16 protein-coding genes are annotated in these 20029 nt (G+C 71.5%); 8 read left to right on the top strand and 8 right to left on the bottom strand.

Translation table 11 applies throughout. From position 1 onward, the window contains the following. Nucleotides 1–3: 3 nt before the first annotated feature. Nucleotides 4–867: a carbohydrate ABC transporter permease gene (locus V2J85_RS38350; RefSeq protein WP_330824161.1), complete on the top strand. Its 864-nt coding sequence runs from the start codon at nucleotides 4–6 to the stop codon at nucleotides 865–867. A 350-nt stretch (nucleotides 868–1217) separates the two neighbouring features. Beyond that, nucleotides 1218–2165, top strand: coding sequence for a TauD/TfdA dioxygenase family protein (locus V2J85_RS38345; RefSeq protein WP_261951583.1), 948 nt, complete (start codon nucleotides 1218–1220; stop codon nucleotides 2163–2165). Between the two features lie 131 nt (nucleotides 2166–2296). Here the strand turns inward: V2J85_RS38345 and V2J85_RS38340 are convergent, their stop codons facing one another. From V2J85_RS38340 to V2J85_RS38330, 3 genes are all read right to left on the bottom strand, one after another. After that, entirely contained in the window at nucleotides 2297–3142 is an 846-nt protein-coding gene (locus V2J85_RS38340) for an ArsR/SmtB family transcription factor (RefSeq protein WP_261951582.1), read from the bottom strand. Nucleotides 3143–3734: 592 nt separating this feature from the next. Further along, nucleotides 3735–6512 (bottom strand): pyruvate, phosphate dikinase, encoded by a 2778-nt coding sequence (ppdK, locus tag V2J85_RS38335; RefSeq protein WP_419836874.1) that lies wholly within the window; start codon nucleotides 6510–6512, stop codon nucleotides 3735–3737. 537 nt (nucleotides 6513–7049) lie between these two features. Next, a complete protein-coding gene (locus V2J85_RS38330; RefSeq protein WP_261957134.1) occupies nucleotides 7050–7634 on the bottom strand; it encodes a MarR family winged helix-turn-helix transcriptional regulator in 585 nt (194 codons plus the stop codon). A gap of 225 nt (nucleotides 7635–7859) precedes the next feature. On the opposite strand from V2J85_RS38330, the gene V2J85_RS38325 reads away from it, so the two are divergent. Beyond that, complete coding sequence (locus V2J85_RS38325) at nucleotides 7860–8492, top strand: GNAT family N-acetyltransferase (RefSeq protein WP_330824159.1); 633 nt, start codon at nucleotides 7860–7862, stop codon at nucleotides 8490–8492. Between the two features lie 24 nt (nucleotides 8493–8516). On the opposite strand, the gene dusB is transcribed toward V2J85_RS38325, so the two are convergent. Next, entirely contained in the window at nucleotides 8517–9647 is a 1131-nt protein-coding gene (gene dusB, locus V2J85_RS38320) for a tRNA dihydrouridine synthase DusB (RefSeq protein ID WP_330824158.1), read from the bottom strand. Between the two features lie 192 nt (nucleotides 9648–9839). Between dusB and V2J85_RS38315 the strand changes: the two genes are divergently transcribed. Beyond that, the gene (locus V2J85_RS38315) at nucleotides 9840–11303 is read left to right on the top strand and encodes an MFS transporter (protein ID WP_330824157.1); all 1464 of its coding nucleotides are present in this window, start codon (nucleotides 9840–9842) and stop codon (nucleotides 11301–11303) included. Nucleotides 11304–11328: 25 nt separating this feature from the next. Here V2J85_RS38315 and V2J85_RS38310 read toward each other — a convergent pair whose 3' ends face one another. Further along, nucleotides 11329–12267: a helix-turn-helix transcriptional regulator gene (locus V2J85_RS38310; protein WP_261951575.1), complete on the bottom strand. Its 939-nt coding sequence runs from the start codon at nucleotides 12265–12267 to the stop codon at nucleotides 11329–11331. Between the two features lie 101 nt (nucleotides 12268–12368). On the opposite strand from V2J85_RS38310, the gene V2J85_RS38305 reads away from it, so the two are divergent. The 3 genes from V2J85_RS38305 to V2J85_RS38295 all read left to right on the top strand — a co-directional run bounded on the left by V2J85_RS38305 (nucleotide 12369) and on the right by V2J85_RS38295 (nucleotide 15838). Next, the gene (locus V2J85_RS38305) at nucleotides 12369–13820 is read left to right on the top strand and encodes an MFS transporter (RefSeq protein ID WP_419836873.1); all 1452 of its coding nucleotides are present in this window, start codon (nucleotides 12369–12371) and stop codon (nucleotides 13818–13820) included. A 178-nt stretch (nucleotides 13821–13998) separates the two neighbouring features. After that, entirely contained in the window at nucleotides 13999–15003 is a 1005-nt protein-coding gene (locus tag V2J85_RS38300) for an aldo/keto reductase (protein ID WP_330824156.1), read from the top strand. A 181-nt stretch (nucleotides 15004–15184) separates the two neighbouring features. Next, the gene (locus tag V2J85_RS38295) at nucleotides 15185–15838 is read left to right on the top strand and encodes a TetR/AcrR family transcriptional regulator (protein WP_330824155.1); all 654 of its coding nucleotides are present in this window, start codon (nucleotides 15185–15187) and stop codon (nucleotides 15836–15838) included. A 90-nt stretch (nucleotides 15839–15928) separates the two neighbouring features. Here the strand turns inward: V2J85_RS38295 and V2J85_RS38290 are convergent, their stop codons facing one another. The 3 genes from V2J85_RS38290 to V2J85_RS38280 form a co-directional block, all read right to left on the bottom strand. Next, entirely contained in the window at nucleotides 15929–16822 is an 894-nt protein-coding gene (locus V2J85_RS38290) for a D-alanyl-D-alanine carboxypeptidase family protein (protein WP_261951572.1), read from the bottom strand. A gap of 203 nt (nucleotides 16823–17025) precedes the next feature. Further along, on the bottom strand, nucleotides 17026–17664 hold the full coding sequence (locus V2J85_RS38285; protein WP_261957131.1) for a response regulator: 639 nt from the start codon (nucleotides 17662–17664) through the stop codon (nucleotides 17026–17028). A gap of 89 nt (nucleotides 17665–17753) precedes the next feature. Further along, nucleotides 17754–18974, bottom strand: coding sequence for a sensor histidine kinase (locus tag V2J85_RS38280; RefSeq protein ID WP_330824154.1), 1221 nt, complete (start codon nucleotides 18972–18974; stop codon nucleotides 17754–17756). 152 nt (nucleotides 18975–19126) lie between these two features. On the opposite strand from V2J85_RS38280, the gene V2J85_RS38275 reads away from it, so the two are divergent. Then, nucleotides 19127–19591, top strand: coding sequence for a hypothetical protein (locus V2J85_RS38275; protein WP_330824153.1), 465 nt, complete (start codon nucleotides 19127–19129; stop codon nucleotides 19589–19591). The last annotated feature ends 438 nt before the right edge of the window (nucleotides 19592–20029 follow it).

Here is a 20029-nt window from a genome sequence, read left to right as displayed (position 1 = left end):
GGGATGCGGACCCGGAAGCGAGACCCACTGACGGGGGATGCCCTGACCAAGGCCGGGCGGGCCCTGCGCGTGGTGCTGCTGGTCGCGCTGGCGCTGCTGTTCCTGGTCCCGTTCTACCTCCTGGTGCGGAACGGGCTGGCGAGCGAGCAGGACATCACCTCGCCCTACTGGACGTTCTTCCCGCGCGACCTCCAGTGGTCGAACCTGACCGAGGTCTTCCGCGACCCGAACCTGCCGCTGGGGCGGGCCCTGCTGAACTCCACGCTGATCGCGGTGTCGACGACGGTCGGTACGGTCGTCCTGGCCTCGCTCGCGGGCTACGGGCTGGCGCGGATTCCGTACCGGTACGCCAATGCCGTCTTCTACGCGATCCTCGGGACGCTGATGGTGCCGGCGGCCGTGACGTTCGTGCCGAGCTTCGTGCTGGTGTCGACGCTGGGATGGATCTCGACCCTGCGCGGGCTGATCATCCCGACGCTGTTCAGCGCCTTCGCCTGCTTCGTCTTCCGCCAGTACTTCCTGGGCTTCCCCCGGGAGCTGGAGGATGCGGCGCGGGTCGACGGGCTCGGCTACTGGCGGACGTACTGGCGCATCGTCGTCCCCAACGCCCGGCCGGTGTTCGCCGCGGTCGGCACGATCGTCTTCATCGGCGCCTGGAACGCGTTCCTGTGGCCGCTGGTGATCGGGCAGGACCAGGAGGCGTGGACGGTGCAGGTCGCGCTGTCCACGTTCACCACCGCGCAGAACCTCAATCTGCACGAGCTGTTCGTGGCGGCGGCGGTGTCGATCGTCCCGCTGGTGGTCGTCTTCCTGCTGCTCCAGCGGTACATCGTCGCGGGGGTGGAGCGCAGCGGGATCGATGACTGAGGGCGGCATGGGTCGCCGGCGTACGGGGTACGGTGCGTGGCATGAGCACGCACCCGAAGCCACGTGAGGCGGCGCCGCGCGACCGCGGCCCCCACGGTGAGTGTGCGCCCCGCGGCCTGAGCTTCCTGCGCCGCCGCGGTCGGGTGGGGTCTCCCCCGGCGTGTTGTTTCCGTACGGCCTGAACGGCTTGAGCCGCTTTTCCGTACGGCCTGAGTCGCTTCCCTATGGCCTGAGCCGCTTCCGTACGGCCTGCACACTTCCCCGTTCGGGCTCACGCCCACCACCCCGCCCGCGACCGGCACCCTCCCCTTCCTCCGGCTGTGCCGTCTCCCCTTCCCCAAGGAGGCCCCATGACGCCCCTCGCCCCCTCCCCGCTGTCCCCCCTCCCTCCCCTCCGCCCCCACCGCATCCCCGCCGACGGCCTCTACGAAGGTCCGCGGATGGTGCGTCGTACGCCCGACGGATGGACGGACCGCCCCTACGAGCGCTTCGAGGTCGTACCGCAGGGGGCGGTCCTCGGGGCCGAGATCCGTGGGCTGGACCTGTCCCGGCCGCTGACCGCGGAGCTGCGGGCGGAGCTGAACCGGGCGCTGCTGGAGTGGAAGGTGCTGTTCTTCCGCGGGCAACACCTGACTTCCGAGTCACAACGCGAATTCGCCGCGAATTGGGGGGAGTTGGAGTCCAATCCGCTCCTGGCGCAGGGAGATACGAAGGAGGTGGTGCGGTTCGACAAGACGGCCGGCGCGGTTCCTACGTTCGAGAACGTATGGCACGCGGACGTCACGTTCCGGGAACGCCCGGCGCTGGGCGCGGTGTTGCAGCTTCGAGAGGTACCGGCCTCCGGGGGAGACACCCTGTGGGCCGATATGGCGGCGGCGTACGACAATTTGCCGTCGGAAATCAGGGCCCGCATCGACGGGGCACGGGCGGTGCACGACTATCTCCCGGGCTTCGCCCGCTTCTCACCCGCGGCTCAGCTGGCGCCATTCCAGGAGGAGTTCCCGCCCGTCGAGCATCCGGTGGTGCGCCGCCACCCGGAGACCGGGCGGCGGACGCTGTTCGTCAACGCCTCCTTCACGACCCGGATCGCGGGCTGGACGCAGGCGGAGAGCGATCGGATGCTGCGGCTGCTGTTCCAGCAGGCGCACGTGCCGGAGTTCCAGGTGCGGTGGCGCTGGCAGGCGGGCGACGTCGCCTTCTGGGACAACCGCGCCACCCAGCACTACGCCGTGAACGACTACGGCACACAGCGCCGGGTCGCCGAACGGGTCGCCATCGCGGGGGACCGCCCGTACTGATGGCGTAGTCCGCGCCCGCACGGCGCAGGAGGGTGCCGGTCCCCGTCCGGCGTACGCGGCCCGCTCCGCACGCCGACCGCGCGTCCCGAGCCCCGGCCCGCACCCGCCGCCACCCGTACGCGGCCCCGGCGTCACGCCAGCCGCTCGTACGCCGCGTCCTCCGCGGGCCGGGCGCCGCGCAGCAGGGCCGCGCCCAGCGGGGTGAGGGTGTGCAGTACCGCGTTGCCCTGCCGGAGTGTGGTGAGCAGGCCGGCGTCGCGCAGGACGGTGGCGTGCTGGCTGGCGGAGGCCAGCGAGACGTCGGCCCGGCGGGCGAGTTCGCTGGTGGTGCAGCCGACGCCGACGCCCTGCAGTATCGCCGAGCGGGTCTTGCCGACGAGTCGGCCGAGACATCGCTCGGACGGTACGTGCGGGGTGAGCCGCGGCGCCGGGTGCTCCACCGGGTAGACCAGGACGGGCGTCAGGTCCGGGTTGTGGAACGTCACCGGGGTGCGGCGGCAGAAGTACGAGGGCAGCAGGAGCAGGCCGCGGCCGTTGAGATGGAGATCGCGGTCCACCGGATAGTCGGCCTCCAGGACCGGCGGGCGCCAGCGCATCATCGGCGGCAGCGAGGCGAGCAGCCGGTCCGCGCCGCCGTCGAGCAGCGCCCGGCCGCGGGCGGCCCGGTCGGCCTCGATGCGGCCCTGGATGCGCGCCCAGTGCGGGGCGACGGCCACCTCGTAGTAGCCCTGCAGGATGGTGGCGAGGCGGCCGAGCGCGCGGGTCTCGCCGTCGGCCATCGCCCGGATCCACGACGGGAGCGGACGGGCGGCGGTGGAGAGCCGGGACAGCTCGGTGTGCAGCCGGTCGGCCGGTGTCTCGCGCAGTGCGGCGAGCGCGTCGGCCAGCCCGAGGAGCCCTTCGGCGGGCGTCAGGAAATCCGGGAAATAGCCGCGCGTGGGCACCAGCGGCGCCAGCAGACGCGCTTCGCCATTCAACTTTCCCCGTGTTTCCGATCGCCATTTGCCGAACGCCGAATCGTCCCGCCGGTCACGCAGCCGGTGAAAGCTCAACACGGTCTCCCACAGCGCGTCCGGGCGTGCCGCAATGCGCACACGGGCCAGATCGAGTCCACTGAAATGGACGCGTAACACCGAACCCCCACCCTTGGTTTCTTCCGTCGGCCCCCGGCACGCCTGAGTATGCACGCCAACACGCGCGGTCACCATGCCCTTTTGGCCAGACTTGAAAGTCCTCGCGCCGTCCGGGGGCCGGGAGGAATGCTTGTACTCAATTCGACGGCGGCACGAACGGCCCGGATTGCTCGATCCCGTGGGGGGTGATGGGCAAGGAACCGCCCGCTCGGCAGCCCCGTCGAAGGCCGCCTTCCCGCGCCGACCGGGGTGGCGGCAGCTCCCGAGGGGGGAGTCCGGAGAAAGCGAGGGCGGCACCTCCGCACAGGTGCCGCCCTCGTTGGGGTTCCGGAGCCGACGGCCGGGCTGGTGAGGGTTTTTGAGGTGGCCCCGCCGCCGGTTCCGGTGGTTTCGAAAGCACCGCGGACGCGCCCGGCGCCCGCGGTGCCCTCCTGGGTCAGCGGCTGTCGCTGCCCTTGGACTCGGCCGCCGCCCGGCCCGCCTCCAGTCGTGCGACCGGGATGCGGAACGGGGAGCAGGAGACGTAGTCCAGGCCCACCTCGTGGAAGAAGTGGACGGACTCCGGGTCGCCGCCGTGCTCACCGCAGACGCCGAGCTTGAGGTCCGGGCGGGTGGCCCGGCCGGCCGCGGCGGCGTTGCGGACCAGCGAGCCCACGCCGTCCTTGTCGATGGTCTCGAACGGGCTGACGCCGAAGATGCCCTTCTCCAGGTACGCGGTGAAGAAGCTGGCCTCGACGTCGTCCCGGGAGAAGCCCCAGACGGTCTGCGTCAGGTCGTTGGTGCCGAAGGAGAAGAAGTCCGCCGACTCCGCGATCTGGCCGGCCGTGAGGGCGGCGCGGGGCAGCTCGATCATCGTGCCGAGGGTGAGCTTGAGCTCGACCCCGTGGGTCTTCTCGACCTCGGCGATGACCTGCTCGGCCTCCTCGCGGACGATCTCCAGCTCCTGGACGGTGCCGACGAGCGGGATCATGATCTCCGCGCGCGGGTCGCCCTTGGCGTTCTTGCGCTCGGCGGCCGCCTCGGCGATCGCCCGCACCTGCATCGCGAACAGACCGGGGATGACCAGGCCGAGGCGCACACCGCGCAGACCCAGCATCGGGTTCTGCTCGTGCAGCTTGTGCACCGCCTGGAGCAGCCGCAGGTCGTTCTCATGCTTCTCGTGGCGGGCCTCGGCCAGCGCGACCCGCACCGAGAGGTCGGTGATGTCGGGCAGGAACTCGTGCAGCGGCGGGTCCAGCAGCCGTACCGTCACCGGCAGTCCGTCCATCGACTCGAAGAGCTCGATGAAGTCGGCCTTCTGGAGCGGCAGCAGCTCTTCGAGCGCGGCCTTGTCGGCGTCGGTGTCGGCCAGGATCAGGCGCTCGACCATCTCGCGGCGCTCACCGAGGAACATGTGCTCGGTGCGGCACAGGCCGATGCCCTGGGCGCCGAACCGGCGGGCGCGGGCGGCGTCCTCGGCGTTGTCGGCGTTGGCGCGGACCCGCAGCCGGCGGACCCGGTCCGCGTACGCCATGATCCGGTGGACGGCCTTGACCAGCTCGTCGGCGTCGTCGGCGCCGGCGTGCATCCGGCCCTCGAAGTACTCCACGACGGGGGACGGCACGACCGGCACCTCGCCGGCGTAGACCTTGCCGGTGGAGCCGTCGATGGAGACGACGTCGCCCTCCTCGATGACGGTCCCGTCCTGGGTCGTCATCCGGCGGGACTTGGTGTCGACCTCCAGCTCCTCGGCGCCGCAGACACAGGTCTTGCCCATGCCGCGGGCGACGACGGCGGCGTGCGAGGTCTTGCCGCCGCGGGAGGTGAGGATGCCCTCGGCGGCGATCATGCCGTTGAGGTCGTCGGGGTTGGTCTCCCGGCGGATCAGGATGACCTTCTCGCCGGAACGCGACCACTTGACGGCGGTGTACGAGTCGAAGACGGCCTTGCCGACCGCCGCGCCCGGGGAGGCGGCGATGCCGCGGCCGATCATCTCGGACTTCGCGCCGAGGTCGAAGCGGGGGAACATCAGCTGCGCCAGCTGCGCGCCGTTGACCCGCTGGAGCGCCTCGGCCTCGTCGATCAGGCCCTGGTCGACGAGCTGGGTGGCGATCCGGAAGGCGGCACCGGCGGTGCGCTTGCCGACCCGGGTCTGCAGCATCCACAGCTTGCCGCGCTCGATGGTGAACTCGATGTCGCACAGGTCCTTGTAGTGCGTTTCGAGCGTCTCCATGATCTGCATCAGCTGGTCGTACGACGCCTTGTCGATGTTCTCGAGGTCGGCGAGCGGCACGGTGTTGCGGATGCCGGCGACGACGTCCTCGCCCTGCGCGTTCTGCAGGTAGTCGCCGTATACGCCCTGCTGGCCGGAGGCGGGGTCGCGGGTGAAGGCGACGCCGGTGCCGGAGTCCGGGCCGAGGTTGCCGAAGACCATGGAGCAGACGTTGACGGCCGTGCCGAGGTCGCCGGGGATGCGCTCCTGGCGGCGGTAGAGCTTGGCGCGGTCGGTGTTCCACGAGTCGAAGACGGCCCTTATGGCGAGGTCCATCTGCTCGCGCGGGTCCTGCGGGAAGTCCCGGCCGGTCTCCTTGGCGACGACGTCCTTGAAGTGCGCGACCAGGTTCTGCAGGTCCGCGGCGTCCAGTTCGACGTCGACGCGGACGCCCTTGGCCCGCTTGGCCTCCTCCAGCGCCTCTTCGAAGAGCTCGCCGTCGACGCCCAGCACGGTCTTGCCGAACATCTGGATCAGGCGGCGGTAGGAGTCCCACGCGAACCGCTCGTCGCCGGCCTGCGCGGCGAGGCCGGAAACCGACGCATCGGAGAGGCCGATGTTGAGGACGGTGTCCATCATGCCGGGCATGGAGAACTTCGCCCCGGAACGCACCGATACGAGCAGCGGGTCGTCGGCCTGGCCGAGCTTCTTCCCCATCTTCTGCTCAAGGGCGTCGAGATGCTGGGAGACCTCGGCACGGAGTGCCGCCGGCTCGGTGCCGCTCTCCAGGTAGACCTTGCAGGCCTCGGTGGTGATCGTGAACCCCGGAGGGACGGGAAGTCCCAGGTTGGTCATCTCGGCGAGGTTCGCACCCTTGCCACCGAGGAGGTCCTTGAGGTCTCTGTTGCCCTCGGTGAAGTCGTAGACGAACTTCGCGGACGAAGGCTGGGTTACGTGGGGATCTTGTGTTTCCGGCACGGCACTGACTCCTCGCCGACGGGCTGCCCTGACGGCGAGGAACATACCCAGATCGAAGGCGTATGGGTACGTCCACTTGGTCGACATACGTGCGTAACCGGCTGTCAGCCAGCAGATCGAAAGTGATCACCCGCTCGGGCGTCCATTCAACACTCGAACGCATCACTACGAAGCGTGATCGTAGAGGCGCATCTGTGATACGCATCGCGACGAATGAGTGCATGATTCGAACACAAGAAGGGTGGCACCCGGTGCCACCTTTCCGAGAGGTGGAGCCCGGCCCCATCCGCTCATCTGAGCGCAACCCCTATCAGGGGTGGCGAGAATCACGCGCTCATGTGTGCTGGGGTCCCATCATTTGGACCCCCTCGATGGCTGGTCGATCAAGAAAAGCACCCCGTCGCGAGGTCGCCCGCGCGCACGCGGTGAGTCGTTCGCTACGCGATTCGGCCACTCGGCGCGCGAAAGTCGAGTGCCGGGAGGGCATGCCGGGGCAGGACGTCGCTATCAGGCCATAGTTCCCGGCCGGGCCGGAACGCCGCCCGGACGGGCGGGGTCGTATACGACCCCGCGGGCGCGGCCTCAGAGCGCACCGGCACCCTTCGGCCGGCGGCCGCTGCGGCGGGGCGGCGGGTCACGGCCGTCGAGCAGTTCCAGCCGCCGTTCCGCGCCGCGGCGCTCCACCTGCGCCACGATCCGGCGCAGCAGCTCCGCCAGGTCCAGCGCCTCGTCGTCGTTCAACCCCCCGGTCACGAAGACCTCTTCGTCGTGGAACTCCGGGAAGAGCCGGGCCATCAGCCGCTCCCCCTCAGGCGTGAGGGAGAGCAGCGCGAGCCGCCGGTCGGTGGGGTGCGCCCGGCGCTCCAGCAGGCCGCGGTTCTGCAGGGTGCGGGCGACGCCGGTGAGCGTGCCCTTGGAGATGCCGGCCTCCTCGGCGACCTTGCGGGTCTCGCGTTCGCCGCCGATCCACACCACCCAGAGCACGACGAAGCCGGTCCAGGTCAGATCGGCGCCGCGCAGTACGGAGTTCTCGAAGTGCTGGCGCACCGCGGCCGCGGCCCGGTAGATGCCCGCCACCGCGGCCATCTGCTCGGGGCGCACGGGCAGGTCCCCGACCCGGGCCCGGACCGCCCGCTCCACCTCACCGAGCGAACGGTCCCCACTCAGCACGACTGCGTCCTCGACACGGCGGCTCCTTCACCTCCAGCATGCCGTAAATCCGGCATTCGGCCTCAAACGGTACGCGGCCACGGTCGGCATTTCGGTGCGCCGCGCCCGAGTCCGGTCCGCCCGCATAAAGAGGTGCCCCGACGCCCCCCGTCGCGTAATGTGCACACCCGGGCAGCATCCCTTACCTGCCACCACCAACTACCGCCACTCGGGGAGGACTTGATGCTTTCGGAACTCGTCAGCAACTGGGGAGCCGGCTGGGCGATATCGCGCGGCACGCCGGAGCCGCTCGCCACGCCCTGGGGCCTGTACATCGAGGTCGGCACGCCCGGCCAGGTCGGGCGGCACGTCCTGCCCGAGGCCACCGAGGCCGCGGTGCGCGCGGCCACCGCGTCGGTGACGGTGCCCGACACCTGGCTCAAGGTGTGCCTGGAGGACGCGGAGGTCGAGCGCTGGCTCCCGACGGGCTGGCAGGCCGACCGGGAGGACGCCGGCCACCTGATGGCCACGGATCTGCGGACCACGCATCCGGTGACGCCCGACGGCTACGCCACCTCCGTGGAGCACCGCGCCGGCGTCACGTACGTACGGGTGCACGACGCGGCCGGCACGCTCGCCGCGAAGGGTCAGATGGCCGTCCTCGGGGACGCCGCCGTCGTCGACCGGGTCGAGACCGATCCGGCCCACCGCCGCCGCGGGCTCGGCAGTGTGGTCATGCGCACCCTCGCCGACCGCGCCGTGGCCGAGGGCGCCCGCCTCGGCATCCTGGGCGCCACCGACGAGGGCCAGGCCCTGTACGAGTCGCTGGACTGGAAGCGGCACGCACCGCTGGCGGCGTGCGTGTACCGGCCGTAGGGGCGGCGGGCCGAGGAGCGGGGGTCAGCCGCCGGACGTGTCCAGCTCGGCGTCCGCGCTGACGCCCGCGCAGTCGTTCGGGTCGTCCAGCCAGCCGTCGGGGAGGACCACGCGGTTGCGGCCGGAGGTACGGCCGCGGGGACCGTCGGCACCGGCGGGCCAGGGCTGGTCGAGGTCCAACTCGCCCAGCAGGTCGGAGAGTTCGTTGAGGGAGGAGGAGACCGCGAGGTTCCTGCGCATCTCCGAGCCGATCGCGAAGCCCTTGGTGTACCAGGCGACGTGCTTGCGGAAGTCGATGACGCCGCGCGCCTCGTCGTTCAGCCACTCGCCGAGCAGCGTGGCGTGCCGCAGCATGACGTCGGCGACCTGCTTCATCGTCGGCCGGGCGTAGTCCTCGGGGCGGCCCTCGAAGGCGGCGACGAGATCGCCGAAGAGCCACGGCCGGCCCAGGCAGCCCCGTCCGACGACGACGCCGTCGCAGCCGGTCTCGCGCATCATCCGGACCGCGTCGTCCGCGGACCAGATGTCGCCGTTCCCCAGGACGGGGATCTCGCCGACGTGGTCCTTCAGGCGGGCGATGGCGTCCCAGTCGGCGGTGCCGCCGTAGTGCTGGGCGGCCGTGCGGCCGTGCAGGGCGATGGCGGTCACCCCCTCCTCGACGGCGATCCGGCCGGCGTCCAGGTAGGTGATGTGGTCGTCGTCGATGCCCTTGCGCATCTTCATGGTCACCGGCAGCCCGCCCGCGTTCGCCACCGCCTCGCGCAGGATCGAGCGGAGCAGCGGGCGCTTGTACGGCAGGGCCGAGCCGCCGCCCTTGCGGGTCACCTTGGGGACCGGGCAGCCGAAGTTCAGGTCGACGTGGTCGGCGAGGTCCTCTTCCGCGATCATGCGGGCGGCCTTGCCGACGGTGTCCGGGTCGACGCCGTACAGCTGGATCGAGCGCGGCTTCTCCGTCGCGTCGAAGTGGATCAGCTGCATGGTCTTCTCGTTGCGCTCGACCAGCGCCCGGGTCGTGATCATCTCGCTGACGAAGAGGCCCTTGCCCGCGGAGAACTCCCGGCAGAGCGTCCGGAACGGGGCATTGGTGATCCCGGCCATGGGCGCGAGGACCACGGGCGGCTGCACCGTGTGCGGACCGATCTGCAGCAGCGACATGGAGCGATACCTTCGACTTTCTCCGGCGGTTCTCTTCGGTTTCCGGGGGTCCGGGGCGGCGGTACGGGGCGGGCGGGCCGACGCCCCGCGGCTTCGCGCGGCACGGACGACCGGCTGCGGCCTCCCATTGTCCCGCACCGGGCCCGTGGCCCCACCGGGGCCGGACGACCGGGATCGTTGTAGCGTTCAAGGATGCCTGATCTCAGCCGTCGACGGCGTCTGCTCGTGCTGGCGATCTGCTGTATGAGCCTGCTGATCGTCAGCCTGGACAACACCGTCCTCAACGTCGCCCTGCCGTCCATGCAGCGCGAGCTGCACGCCTCGGTCTCGGGGATGCAGTGGACGATCGACGCCTACACGCTGGTGCTGGCGTCGCTGCTGATGCTGGCCGGCTCGACCGCCGACCGGCTCGGGCGGCGGCGGATCTTCCTGGTCGGGCTGGTGGTCTTCGCGCTCGGGTCGCTGCTGTGCAGCCTGGCACCCGGCCTGGAATGGCTGATCGTCTTCCGGATGGTGCAGGCGGTCGGCGGCTCGATGCTCAACCCCGTCGCGATGTCGATCATCACCAACACCTTCACCGACCCCCGGGAGCGGGCCCGCGCCATCGGGGTGTGGGGCGGCGTCGTCGGCATCAGCATGGCGGCCGGGCCGGTGGTCGGCGGGCTGCTGGTGCAGAGCGTCGGCTGGCGCTCGATCTTCTGGATCAACGTCCCGATCGGCGCGCTGGCGCTCTTCCTCACCCTGCGGTACGTGCCGGAGTCCCGCGCCCCGAAGCCGCGCCGGGTCGACCCGGTCGGCCAGCTGCTGGTGATCGCCCTGCTCGGCTCGCTGACGTACGCGATCATCGAGGCGCCGGACGCCGGCTGGCCGTCGGTGGAGATCCTGGCGTTCGTGCTGGTGGCGCTGGTCTCGCTGGTGGCACTGATCGGTTACGAACGGCGCCGGCGGGAGCCGCTGATCGATCTGCGGTTCTTCCACAGCGCGCCGTTCAGCGGCGCCACCGTCGTGGCGGTCTGCGCGTTCGCCGCACTCGGTGGCTTCCTGTTCATCAACACGCTCTACCTGCAGAACATCCGCGGGCTGTCCGCGCTGGACGCCGGGCTCTACATGCTGCCGATGGCCGGGATGACGCTGTTCTTCGCGCCGCTGTCGGGGCGGCTGGTCGGCAACCGCGGCCCCCGGCTGCCGCTGCTGCTGGCCGGTACGACGATGGGCGCGAGCGGGCTGCTGTTCGCGGCGTTCGACGCCCCGTCCACGAACTGGCTGCTGTTCCCCGGCTACGTCCTCTTCGGCATCGGGTTCGGCCTGGTCAACGCGCCGATCACCAATACGGCGGTGTCGGGGATGCCGCGCGCCCAGGCGGGGGTGGCCGCGGCCGTGGCCTCCACCAGCCGTCAGGTGGGGCAGTCGCTCGGCGTCGCGGTGATCGGCGCCGTATTGGCGAGCGGGGTGCATGCGGCGGCCACCGCGGACGAGTTCCTCGCCGCCGGCCGCCCGGCCTGGTGGATCATCGCCGGCTGCGGCGCGGCCGTCCTGCTGCTCGGCGCGCTCACCACGGGCCGCTGGGCGCGGGCCACCGCGCGGCACACGGCGGAACTCTTCGCGGACGACGAACGGAACGGTGCGGTCACGCCGGCAACGGGCCGCAGCGTCTGAGGCCGCGGCACCGGTTCGTACGGCGTCACGCCGGGACGAGTGCCAGCTGTTCCAGCTGCTCCAGCCGCTCGCGGGAGGTCTCGTCGACGGGCGTGTAGGAGATCAGCTTGGGGCCGGGGTTGGGGCCCGTCCACAGGCTGGTGGCGGTCAGTTCGAGCACACCCACCCGTGGGTGGCGGAAGAGCTTGACGGAACTGATCGGGCGGACGACCTCGTGCTGGGCCCAGATCTCGCGGAACTCCGGCGAGGCCTCCGTCAGCCGCGCGACCAGCGCCTTCCAGGCCGGCTCGGCGACGTGCTCGGCCATCGAGGCGCGGAACTTGGCGGCCATCACCCGCATCGTGGCGTCCAGGTCGACCACGCTCGCCCGCCACTGGGGGTGGGTGAACGCCAGCCACATGCAGTTGCGGTCCTCCTCGGGCAGCGCGTCGAGGTCGCACATCAGCTGCCCGTAGGTGCTGTTGTAGGCGAGGATGTCGAACCGCGAGTTCTGGATGACCGCGGGGAACGGCGCGAGCTGGTCGAGGACCTGGCGCAGGGCGCGCGGAACGCCGGTGCACTCCTTGCCCGGCACGGGGTCGACGGCGCCGGCGAGCGCGAAGAGATGGCTGCGCTCGGCGCGGTCGAGCAGCAGCGCACGGGCCACCGCGTCGAGGACCTGCGGCGATACGTGGATGTCCCGGCCCTGTTCGAGCCAGGTGTACCAGGTGACGCCGACCGCGCCGAGGTGCGCGACCTCCTCGCGGCGCAGTCCCGGGGTGCGGCGGCGGGCGCCGCGGGGCAGGCCGACCTGCTCGGGGGTGATCCGCTCGCGCCGGCTGCGCAGGAAGGCGGCCAGCTCGGCCCGGCGGGCGGCGTCGTCGCGCGGGGGTGCGGCGCCCGTGGGGCGGGCCGCCCCGGACGGCGGGGTCGTGGTGGCACCGGGGGGTGTGGCAGCCTGCGTCAGGGTCGCGTCGACGGTCATGCCTCCAGCGTGCCGCAGCGCCCAGGCGGTTGCCAGGTAGCAGTGATACCAGGATAAGGACACTCTGGTACCCGGCTGAGCGCTCGACGATCGTCGTATCCGTGAGCGAAACCCGAGCACAGACCATCCTTGTCGAAACCCCGGCCGCTGCCCCGCGACAGGCATCGGCCACCGCCGCCCTGACCCCGCTCGGCCTGCTGACCGTGCTGCTGGGCGCGGCCCTCCCGATGATCGACTTCTTCATCGTGAATGTCGCCCTGCCGACCATCGACCACGACCTGCACGCGGGACCCGCGATGCTGGAGATGGTGGTGGCCGGCTACGGCGTCGCGTACGCCACGCTGCTGGTCCTGGGCGGGCGGCTCGGGGACATGATCGGCCGGCGCCGGCTGTTCCTGTGGGGCCTGGCCACCTTCGGCCTGACCTCACTTGCGTGCGGCCTCGCCCCGGACGCCGCGACGCTGGTGGCCGCCCGGGTCGCCCAGGGGGCGTCCGCGGCACTGCTGCTGCCCCAGGTGCTGGCCACCATCCAGGCCACGACCACCGGGAAGCGACGCGCCAAGGCGGTCAGCCTCTACGGCGGCACGGCCGGGGTCTCCAGCGCCGTCGGCCAGGTGGTCGGCGGGCTGCTGGTCTCGGTGGACCTGGCGGGCTCCGGCTGGCGCGCGGTCTTCCTGGTGAACGTCCCGATCGCCGCGGCAGCCTGGCTGCTGGCCGCCCGCACGGTCCCCGAGACCCGCTCGCCGCACCCGACCCGGGTCGATGTCCTGGGCACCGTCCTGCTGGCCGTCTCGCTGATCACGCTGCTGCTGCCGCTGACCGAGGGGCGGGCGGCCGGCTGGCCCCTGTGGTCGTGGCTCCTGCTGGCGGTCTTCCCGGGCGCCGGCGTCGCGTTCTTCCTGGTGGAGCGGCGCGCCGAACGCGGCGGCCGGACCCCGCTCGTCCCGCCGTCCCTCCTCCGCATTCCGTCGGTGAACAGCGGCCTCACCATGATCGTGCCGTTCTCGGTGGGCTTCGGCGGCTTCATGTTCGTGGTGGCCGTCGCGCTGCAGACCGGCCTGCACTACGGCCCGTTGGCGGCCGGTCTGTCGCTGCTGCCGCTCTGCCTCACCTTCTTCGTCGCCTCGCTGGCGGGGCCGCGGCTGGTGGGGCGGTTCGGGCGGCGGGTGGTCTTCACCGGCTCGCTGATCCAGGGTTCCGGGCTGATCGCGCTGGCGCTGACCGTGCACGCGGGCTGGCCGGGCATCTCGGTGGGCGGCCTCGCGCCGAGCATGGCGCTGCTCGGTTTCGGCCAGGGGCTGGTGCTGCCGGTCCTGATGCGCATCGTGCTGAGCGAGCTGCCGGTGGCGCAGGCGGGCGTGGGCGGCGGCGTCATGGTCACCACCCAGCAGTCCGGCCTGGCGCTGGGCGTGGCCACCCTCGGCACGCTCTTCCTCGCGCTGCTGCCGTCCGTCGGCATCCGCGATGCGCTGCTGGCGGCCCTGCTGACGCAGCTGGCGATCGTCGCGGGCACCACGGCGCTGGCCCTGCGCCTACCGCGATCACTGCGCTGACCTGCGGGAACGTGGGGGTGCGACGCGCTTCGGCGATGCAACGACTGACAGATATTGAAATCTGTCAGTCGTCATGCCATAGTTGCTTGCGTGAGGGATCCGGACTCGCCCCCGCCCACGGCGGCCCGTGCCGGCCCCCTCTCGCACCCCTCCCCTCGTCCCCATTCAGGAGCACGCAGTGCAGACCCGCACCCTGGGCACCACCGGCCCGCAGACCTCCGCCCTCGGCCTCGGCTGCATGGGCATGTCCGCCCTCTACGGCGACAGCGACCGCACGGAATCCCTCGCCACGATCCACGCCGCCCTCGACGCCGGCATCACCCTGCTCGACACCGGCGACTTCTACGGCATGGGCCACAACGAACTGCTGATCAACGAGGCACTGCGCACCGCCCCCACCGCGGCCCGCGAACGGGCGCAGATCAGCGTGAAGTTCGGCGCCCTGCGCACCATCGAGGGCGCCTTCACCGGCTACGACGGCCGGCCCGACGCGGTGAAGAACTTCGCCGCCTACTCCCTCCAGCGCCTCGGCACCGACCACATCGACATCTACCGGATCGCCCGGCTCGACCCGGACGTCCCCGTCGAGGAGACGGTCGGCGCCATCGCCGAGCTCGTGGAGGCGGGACACGTCCGGCACATCGGCCTCTCCGAGGTCGGTGCGGAATCACTGCGCCGCGCGGCCGCCGTGGCCCCGATCGCCGACCTCCAGATCGAGTACTCCCTCATCTCCCGCGGCATCGAGGACGCGATCCTGCCCACCGCCCGCGAGCTGGGCATCGGCATCACGGCCTACGGCGTGCTGTCCCGCGGCCTGATCAGCGGCCACTTCGGCCGGGACCGCAAGCTCGCCGCCAACGACTTCCGCGGGATGAGCCCGCGCTTCCAGGGCGAGAACCTCGACCGCAACCTCGACCTGGTCGACGCGCTGCGCAAGATCGCCGAGCAGAAGGGCGCCTCGGTGGCCCAGATAGCCATCGCCTGGGTGCTCTCCCGCGGCGAGGACATCGTCCCGCTGGTCGGTGCGCGCCGCCGGGACCGGCTCACCGAGGCGCTCGGGGCCCTGGACGTGACGCTGGACGCGGAGGACCTCGCCGCGATCGAGCGGGCGGTCCCGGCCGGTGCCGCGGCCGGCGACCGGTACCCCGCCGAGCAGATGGCCCACCTCGACAGCGAGCGCTGACCACCGGCGGGGCGGCGGCCCGCGGCGGCGGCCAGGTACCGTCCGTAGGTACCGCGCGGGGACCACGGTGCACCTGGGTGCGCCACCGGCCCCACCCGCGGACCCGGTACGGGTGCCGGGCGGCACCCGCACACCGTGGTCCGTACCCGCCCGTCCGCCCTCCCGAAAGGCCGTCCGCCCCATGCCCCCCGAGTCGTTGACCCCCGAGCGCATCCTCGAAGCCACCGAGGAGGTGCTGCGCCGCTACGGCCCGGCGAAGGCCACGGTCGTGGACGTGGCGCGCGCCCTGGGCGTCAGCCACGGCAGCGTCTACCGCCACTTCCGTACGAAGACGGCGCTGCGGGAAGCGGTCACGGCGCGCTGGCTGGACCGGACGAGCCGGCAGCTGTCCGGCATCGTGACGGAGGAGGGCCCGGCGGCCGAGCGGCTGGACCGCTGGCTGACCGCGCTCTTCGAGGCCAAGCGGCACAAGGCGGGCGACGATCCCGAGCTGTTCGCGACGTACATGGCGCTGATCGGCGAGAGCGGTGGTGTGGTCGACCGGCACGTCACGGACCTGGAGTCCCAGCTGACCCGGATCATCGAGGACGGCGTCGGCGAGGGCACCTTCCAGACCCCCTCCCCCGCCGTCACGGCCCGCGCCGTCTTCGACGCCACCGGCCGCTTCCACGACCCGTGTTACGCCGCCGAGTGGTCCCGTCCGGAGATCACCGCCGACTTCGAGGCGGTCCGCGACCTGGTCCTCCGCGGCCTGCGCCCCGCCCCGTCCGGCCCGACGGACCCGACGGATGCGACGGACACGACCGACGCTACCGAGGCGACGGACGCGCCGTAGACCAGCGGAAACGGCAGAGGGCCTGCCCGCGGCCGAACGGCCGCCGACAGGCCCCCTTGACCCGAGCCGTGACGACCCGAGCCGTACGGGCTACTTCTTGAACGCGTAGTCCAACAGCTTCTTCGCGTCCGCCGTGCGGTTGGAAACCGACGAGGAGGCGAGGACGGTACCGATGACGGTCTTGCCGTTACGGGTTGCGGCGAAGGCCAGGCAGAACTTGGCCTCCGGGCCCGAGCCGGTCTTGACCCCGATGGTGCCGGCGTAAGTGCCCAGCAGCGGGTTGGTGTTGGTCCACTCCATGTAGCGGTAGCCACCGCTCTTGGTCGTGACCTTCTGCTTCGTCGACTTCGTCTTCACGACCGTACGGAACGTGGAGTACTTCATCGCGCTGCTGGCGAGCTTGGTGAGGTCGCGCGGCGTCGAGTAGTTCGCGCCGTGGCCGATGCCGTCGAACGAGTCGAAGTGCGTGTTCGTCAGGCCGAGGCTCTTGGCGGTGGCGTTCATCTTGCCGATGAACGACTTGACCCGCGCGTCCCGGGTGGAGCCGCTGCCGAACTTGTCGGCGAGCGCGTAGGCGGCGTCGCAGCCGGACGGCAGCATCAGCCCGTAGAGCAGCTGACGGACCGTGACCTTGTCGCCGACGATCAAGTGGGCCGAGGAGGCCCAGTTGTTGTCGACGATGTAGTCGCTGTACGCCTTCTGGACCGTGACCTTGGAATCCAGGTCGAGGTTCGACTGCGCGAGCACCACCCGAGCCGTCATGATCTTGGTGGTGGAGCCGGTGGAACGCCGGGTGTCCGCAGCCTTGGTGAACAGGGACTTGCCCGTGCTGTTGTTCATCACGAAACCGCCGGCGGCGGTGATCGTGGGCGTCGGGAGTGTGGCGGCCTGCGCCGGAGCGGCGAACGCCCCGGCCGTCAGAACGGCACCCGCGGTGACGACTGCCGCGGAGACGCGACGAATGCCCTTAATGCCGGTTTTCAAATTGAATACTCCAAATACCCCTGCGGTGCGGCCCATAGGACAAGGCCGCTCGCCTGTGAGACGCGGGAAAAGAGGCAATGGATGCACGTGACGGGACAGGAAATGCGATCCGGGCGGGATTTCACGCGGAAAAGCCCGGCCCGGATCGAATACCCCGGCGGTCGGCGGACCATGGTTCGAACCCGCACGACCGGTTGGCCCCCCTAGGAGCCGACCCCCAGGAACCGCAGCACCGCCAGGACCCGGCGGTGGTCGGCGTCGGCCTTCGGGAGATCCAGCTTGGCGAGGATGTTGTTGATGTGCTTGGCGACCGCGCTCTCGCTCACCACGAGCCCGGCGGCGATCCCCGCGTTCGAGCGGCCCTCGGCCATCAACGCCAGGACCTCCCGCTCACGGGCGGTCAGCCGCTCCAGCGGATCGCTCGACCGCCGCACCAGCAGCTGCGCGACGACCTGCGGATCCAGCGCGGTACCACCGTCGGCCACCCGCCGCAGCGCCTCAAGGAACTCCTCGACGTCCGCCACCCGTTGCTTGAGCAGATAGCCGACACCGCTGGTGTTCGAGGCCAGCAGATCGGCCGCGTACCGCTCCTCGACGTACTGCGACAGCATCAACACCGCGGTACCGGGCCACTGCTGGCGGATCGACAGGGCGGCGCGCACCCCCTCGTCCGTGAAGCCGGGCGGCATCCGCACGTCCACCACCGCGAGGTCCGGCCGGTGTTCGGCGACCGCCGCCAGCAGCCCCTCGGCGTCCCCCGCCTCGGCGGCCACCTCGAACCCGGCCATCTCCACGACCTTGACCAGCCCGATCCGCAGCAGAACGGAGTCCTCCGCGATCACGGCCCGCCGTACCGCACCCGGCCCGGCACCCTGCGCACCGGCTATCCCGGCCGCCACCCCACGCCCCATGTCATCCCCCACGTCACGCCTCACCTCGGGCACGGCAGCTCCACGCTCATCATGGTCGGGCCCCCCACGGGGCTGCTCATCCGGAATGTTCCGTCCACGGACCGCACGCGCTGGGCGAGTCCGGTGAGACCACTCCCCTTGGACGGATCGGCCCCGCCCGCACCGTCGTCGGCGATCACCACCCGCAGTATCTCGCCCAGCCTGGTGACCGTCACATCCACCCGGGTCGCCTCCGGGGCGTGCTTGGCCACGTTCGTCAGCGCCTCGGAGACCACGAAGTACGCCACCGCCTCGATGGCCGGCACGGTGCGCTGCGCCAGATCCACCCGCAGCCGTACGGGCAGCGTCGCCCGGGCGGCGAGCCCGGAGAGCGCGGCATCCAGCCCCAGCTCGTCCAGGACCGCCGGGTGCAGGCCGCGCACCAGACTGCTGAGTTCCTCGATGGCCTCCTTCGCCTCCCGGTGCGCGGTGTCGATCACCTCGCGGACCTCGGGCGGCAGGTCGGTCAGCGTCGCCTTGGCCAGGCCCAGGTTCAGGGCCAGCGACACCAGGCGCTGCTGGGCGCCGTCGTGCAGGTCCCGTTCGATGCGGCGCCGTTCGGCATCCGCGGCGTCGACCGCACCGGCCCGGCTCTCGGTGAGGTCGATCACCCGCCGCTCCAGGTCCTCGCTCGGGTCGGGCCCCAGCAGACCGGGCGCGAGGTGCGTCTCCAGGCGCACCAGGGCCGCGGCGAGGGAGGGGACGGCGGCGAGTGCGGCAAGCCCGGCGACGGTGACGTAGCCGGCCTGGGTGTAGTACCCGGGATGGCCGACCCGCCACTCCAGGGGAACCGCCCATATCCACAGGCACACCGTGCCGGCGGCCAGACCCGCCAACAGCAGGCCGAGCACCAGTACTTCGAGCCCACCGAGCAGTGCCCCGACCATGCAGTGGTAGCCGAACCGCCGCTGCCATCGTCGCCACCACCACCCCGGTGCGGGGATGTCGATCCCCAGGAACTGCCGGAAGCGCCAGCGCTGGGCGGCGGTCAGCGCGGGCACGGACGACGCGGTGAGCACCAGCGTGAGACCCAGGACCACCGGCACGCTGCTGTCGTTCCCCTCGACGATCTCCCATACGAGGCCGAAGGCCATGAACAGCAGGAACCCGATGAGGAGGTGCAGCGGCGCCCCCAGGGCGAGGAAGTACGTATCGCGGGACAGCCGGGTGAGCGCGCGCTGGGTCCGGGGCGGAATCTTCATGATCCAACGTTATGTGGCGGGTGCCGCGACCTGCCATGAAGCCGATTGCCGTACGGAGGGTGTAGCTGGTGCCACCCCAAGTCGGACAGCCGCATTACTGACTGTGAACGGCGAAAACCGGAGTCTTGATCACGAGCCCGAAGGCCGGGTTCGTGACCTTGAAAGAGACCTCCGCCATGGCCCTGATCGCCTTCAACCCCCCTGTCGACAACGGACGCTGCTCGGCGAACGGTGCCGTCCGCGGGGGGCTGCGACTGAGCCGCGCCCGCCGCTGGCAGGGCCGCGTCCTCGCGGGTGCCGGGCTCGCGCTGCTGCCGTGGCTCGGCTACCTCGCCGGCACCCTGCCGCCCGCCGAGGCCACCGCCTGGGTCGCCCTCGACGCCCTGGAGGCCGCCGCACTGCTCACCGCCGGCCTCCGCGTCCTGCGTGCCGACCCCCGCCACCGCGCCCCGGCCGGCGCCGCGGCCGTCCTCCTGTTCGCCGACGCCTGCATCGACCTCGCCACCGCCGCCCCCGGCGCGGAACTGGCCACCGCCATAGCCATGGCCGTGGCCGCCGAACTCCCCCTCGCCGCCCTCTGCACCTGGCTCGCCACCCGCCCGGTGCGGGGCCGTTGAGCGACCGGGCACATGAGAGACGGGGCACACGTAAGAGCCGGGGCACGTAAGAGACGGGGCACGTAAGAGACGGGGCGCCCCACGGTGCACTCAGCGGGGCACCGAGCGGACCACCTAAGGGGCCGCCGAACAGATCCCGTAGGGGACGCGAGGCCCCCCTTCGGGGCCACAACGTACGGGCGGGGGTGGGGTATTCCGGAGGCGGGGCATTCCCGGGGCACTCCCAGGGCGTTCCCGGGGGCACTCCCGAGGCATTCCCGGGACACTCCCGGGGCACTCCCGGGGCACTCCCGGGGCACTCCCGAGGCCCCAGGCGGCCCCCAAGCAGACCGCAACACGGCCTCGACGCGGCTCGACGCGGCCTCGACGCCGCTCGACAGGGCCTCGACAATGCCTCAAGGCAAACAACGAGGGGGCCCGGTGCCGTAGGGGAAACGG

It is taken from the genome of Streptomyces bugieae (assembly GCF_036352915.1).
Taxonomy (GTDB): Bacteria; Actinomycetota; Actinomycetes; order Streptomycetales; family Streptomycetaceae; genus Streptomyces; species Streptomyces endophytica.
Note: the sequence above shows the minus strand (reverse complement) of the source record. Positions and strands in the feature narration are given on the sequence as shown.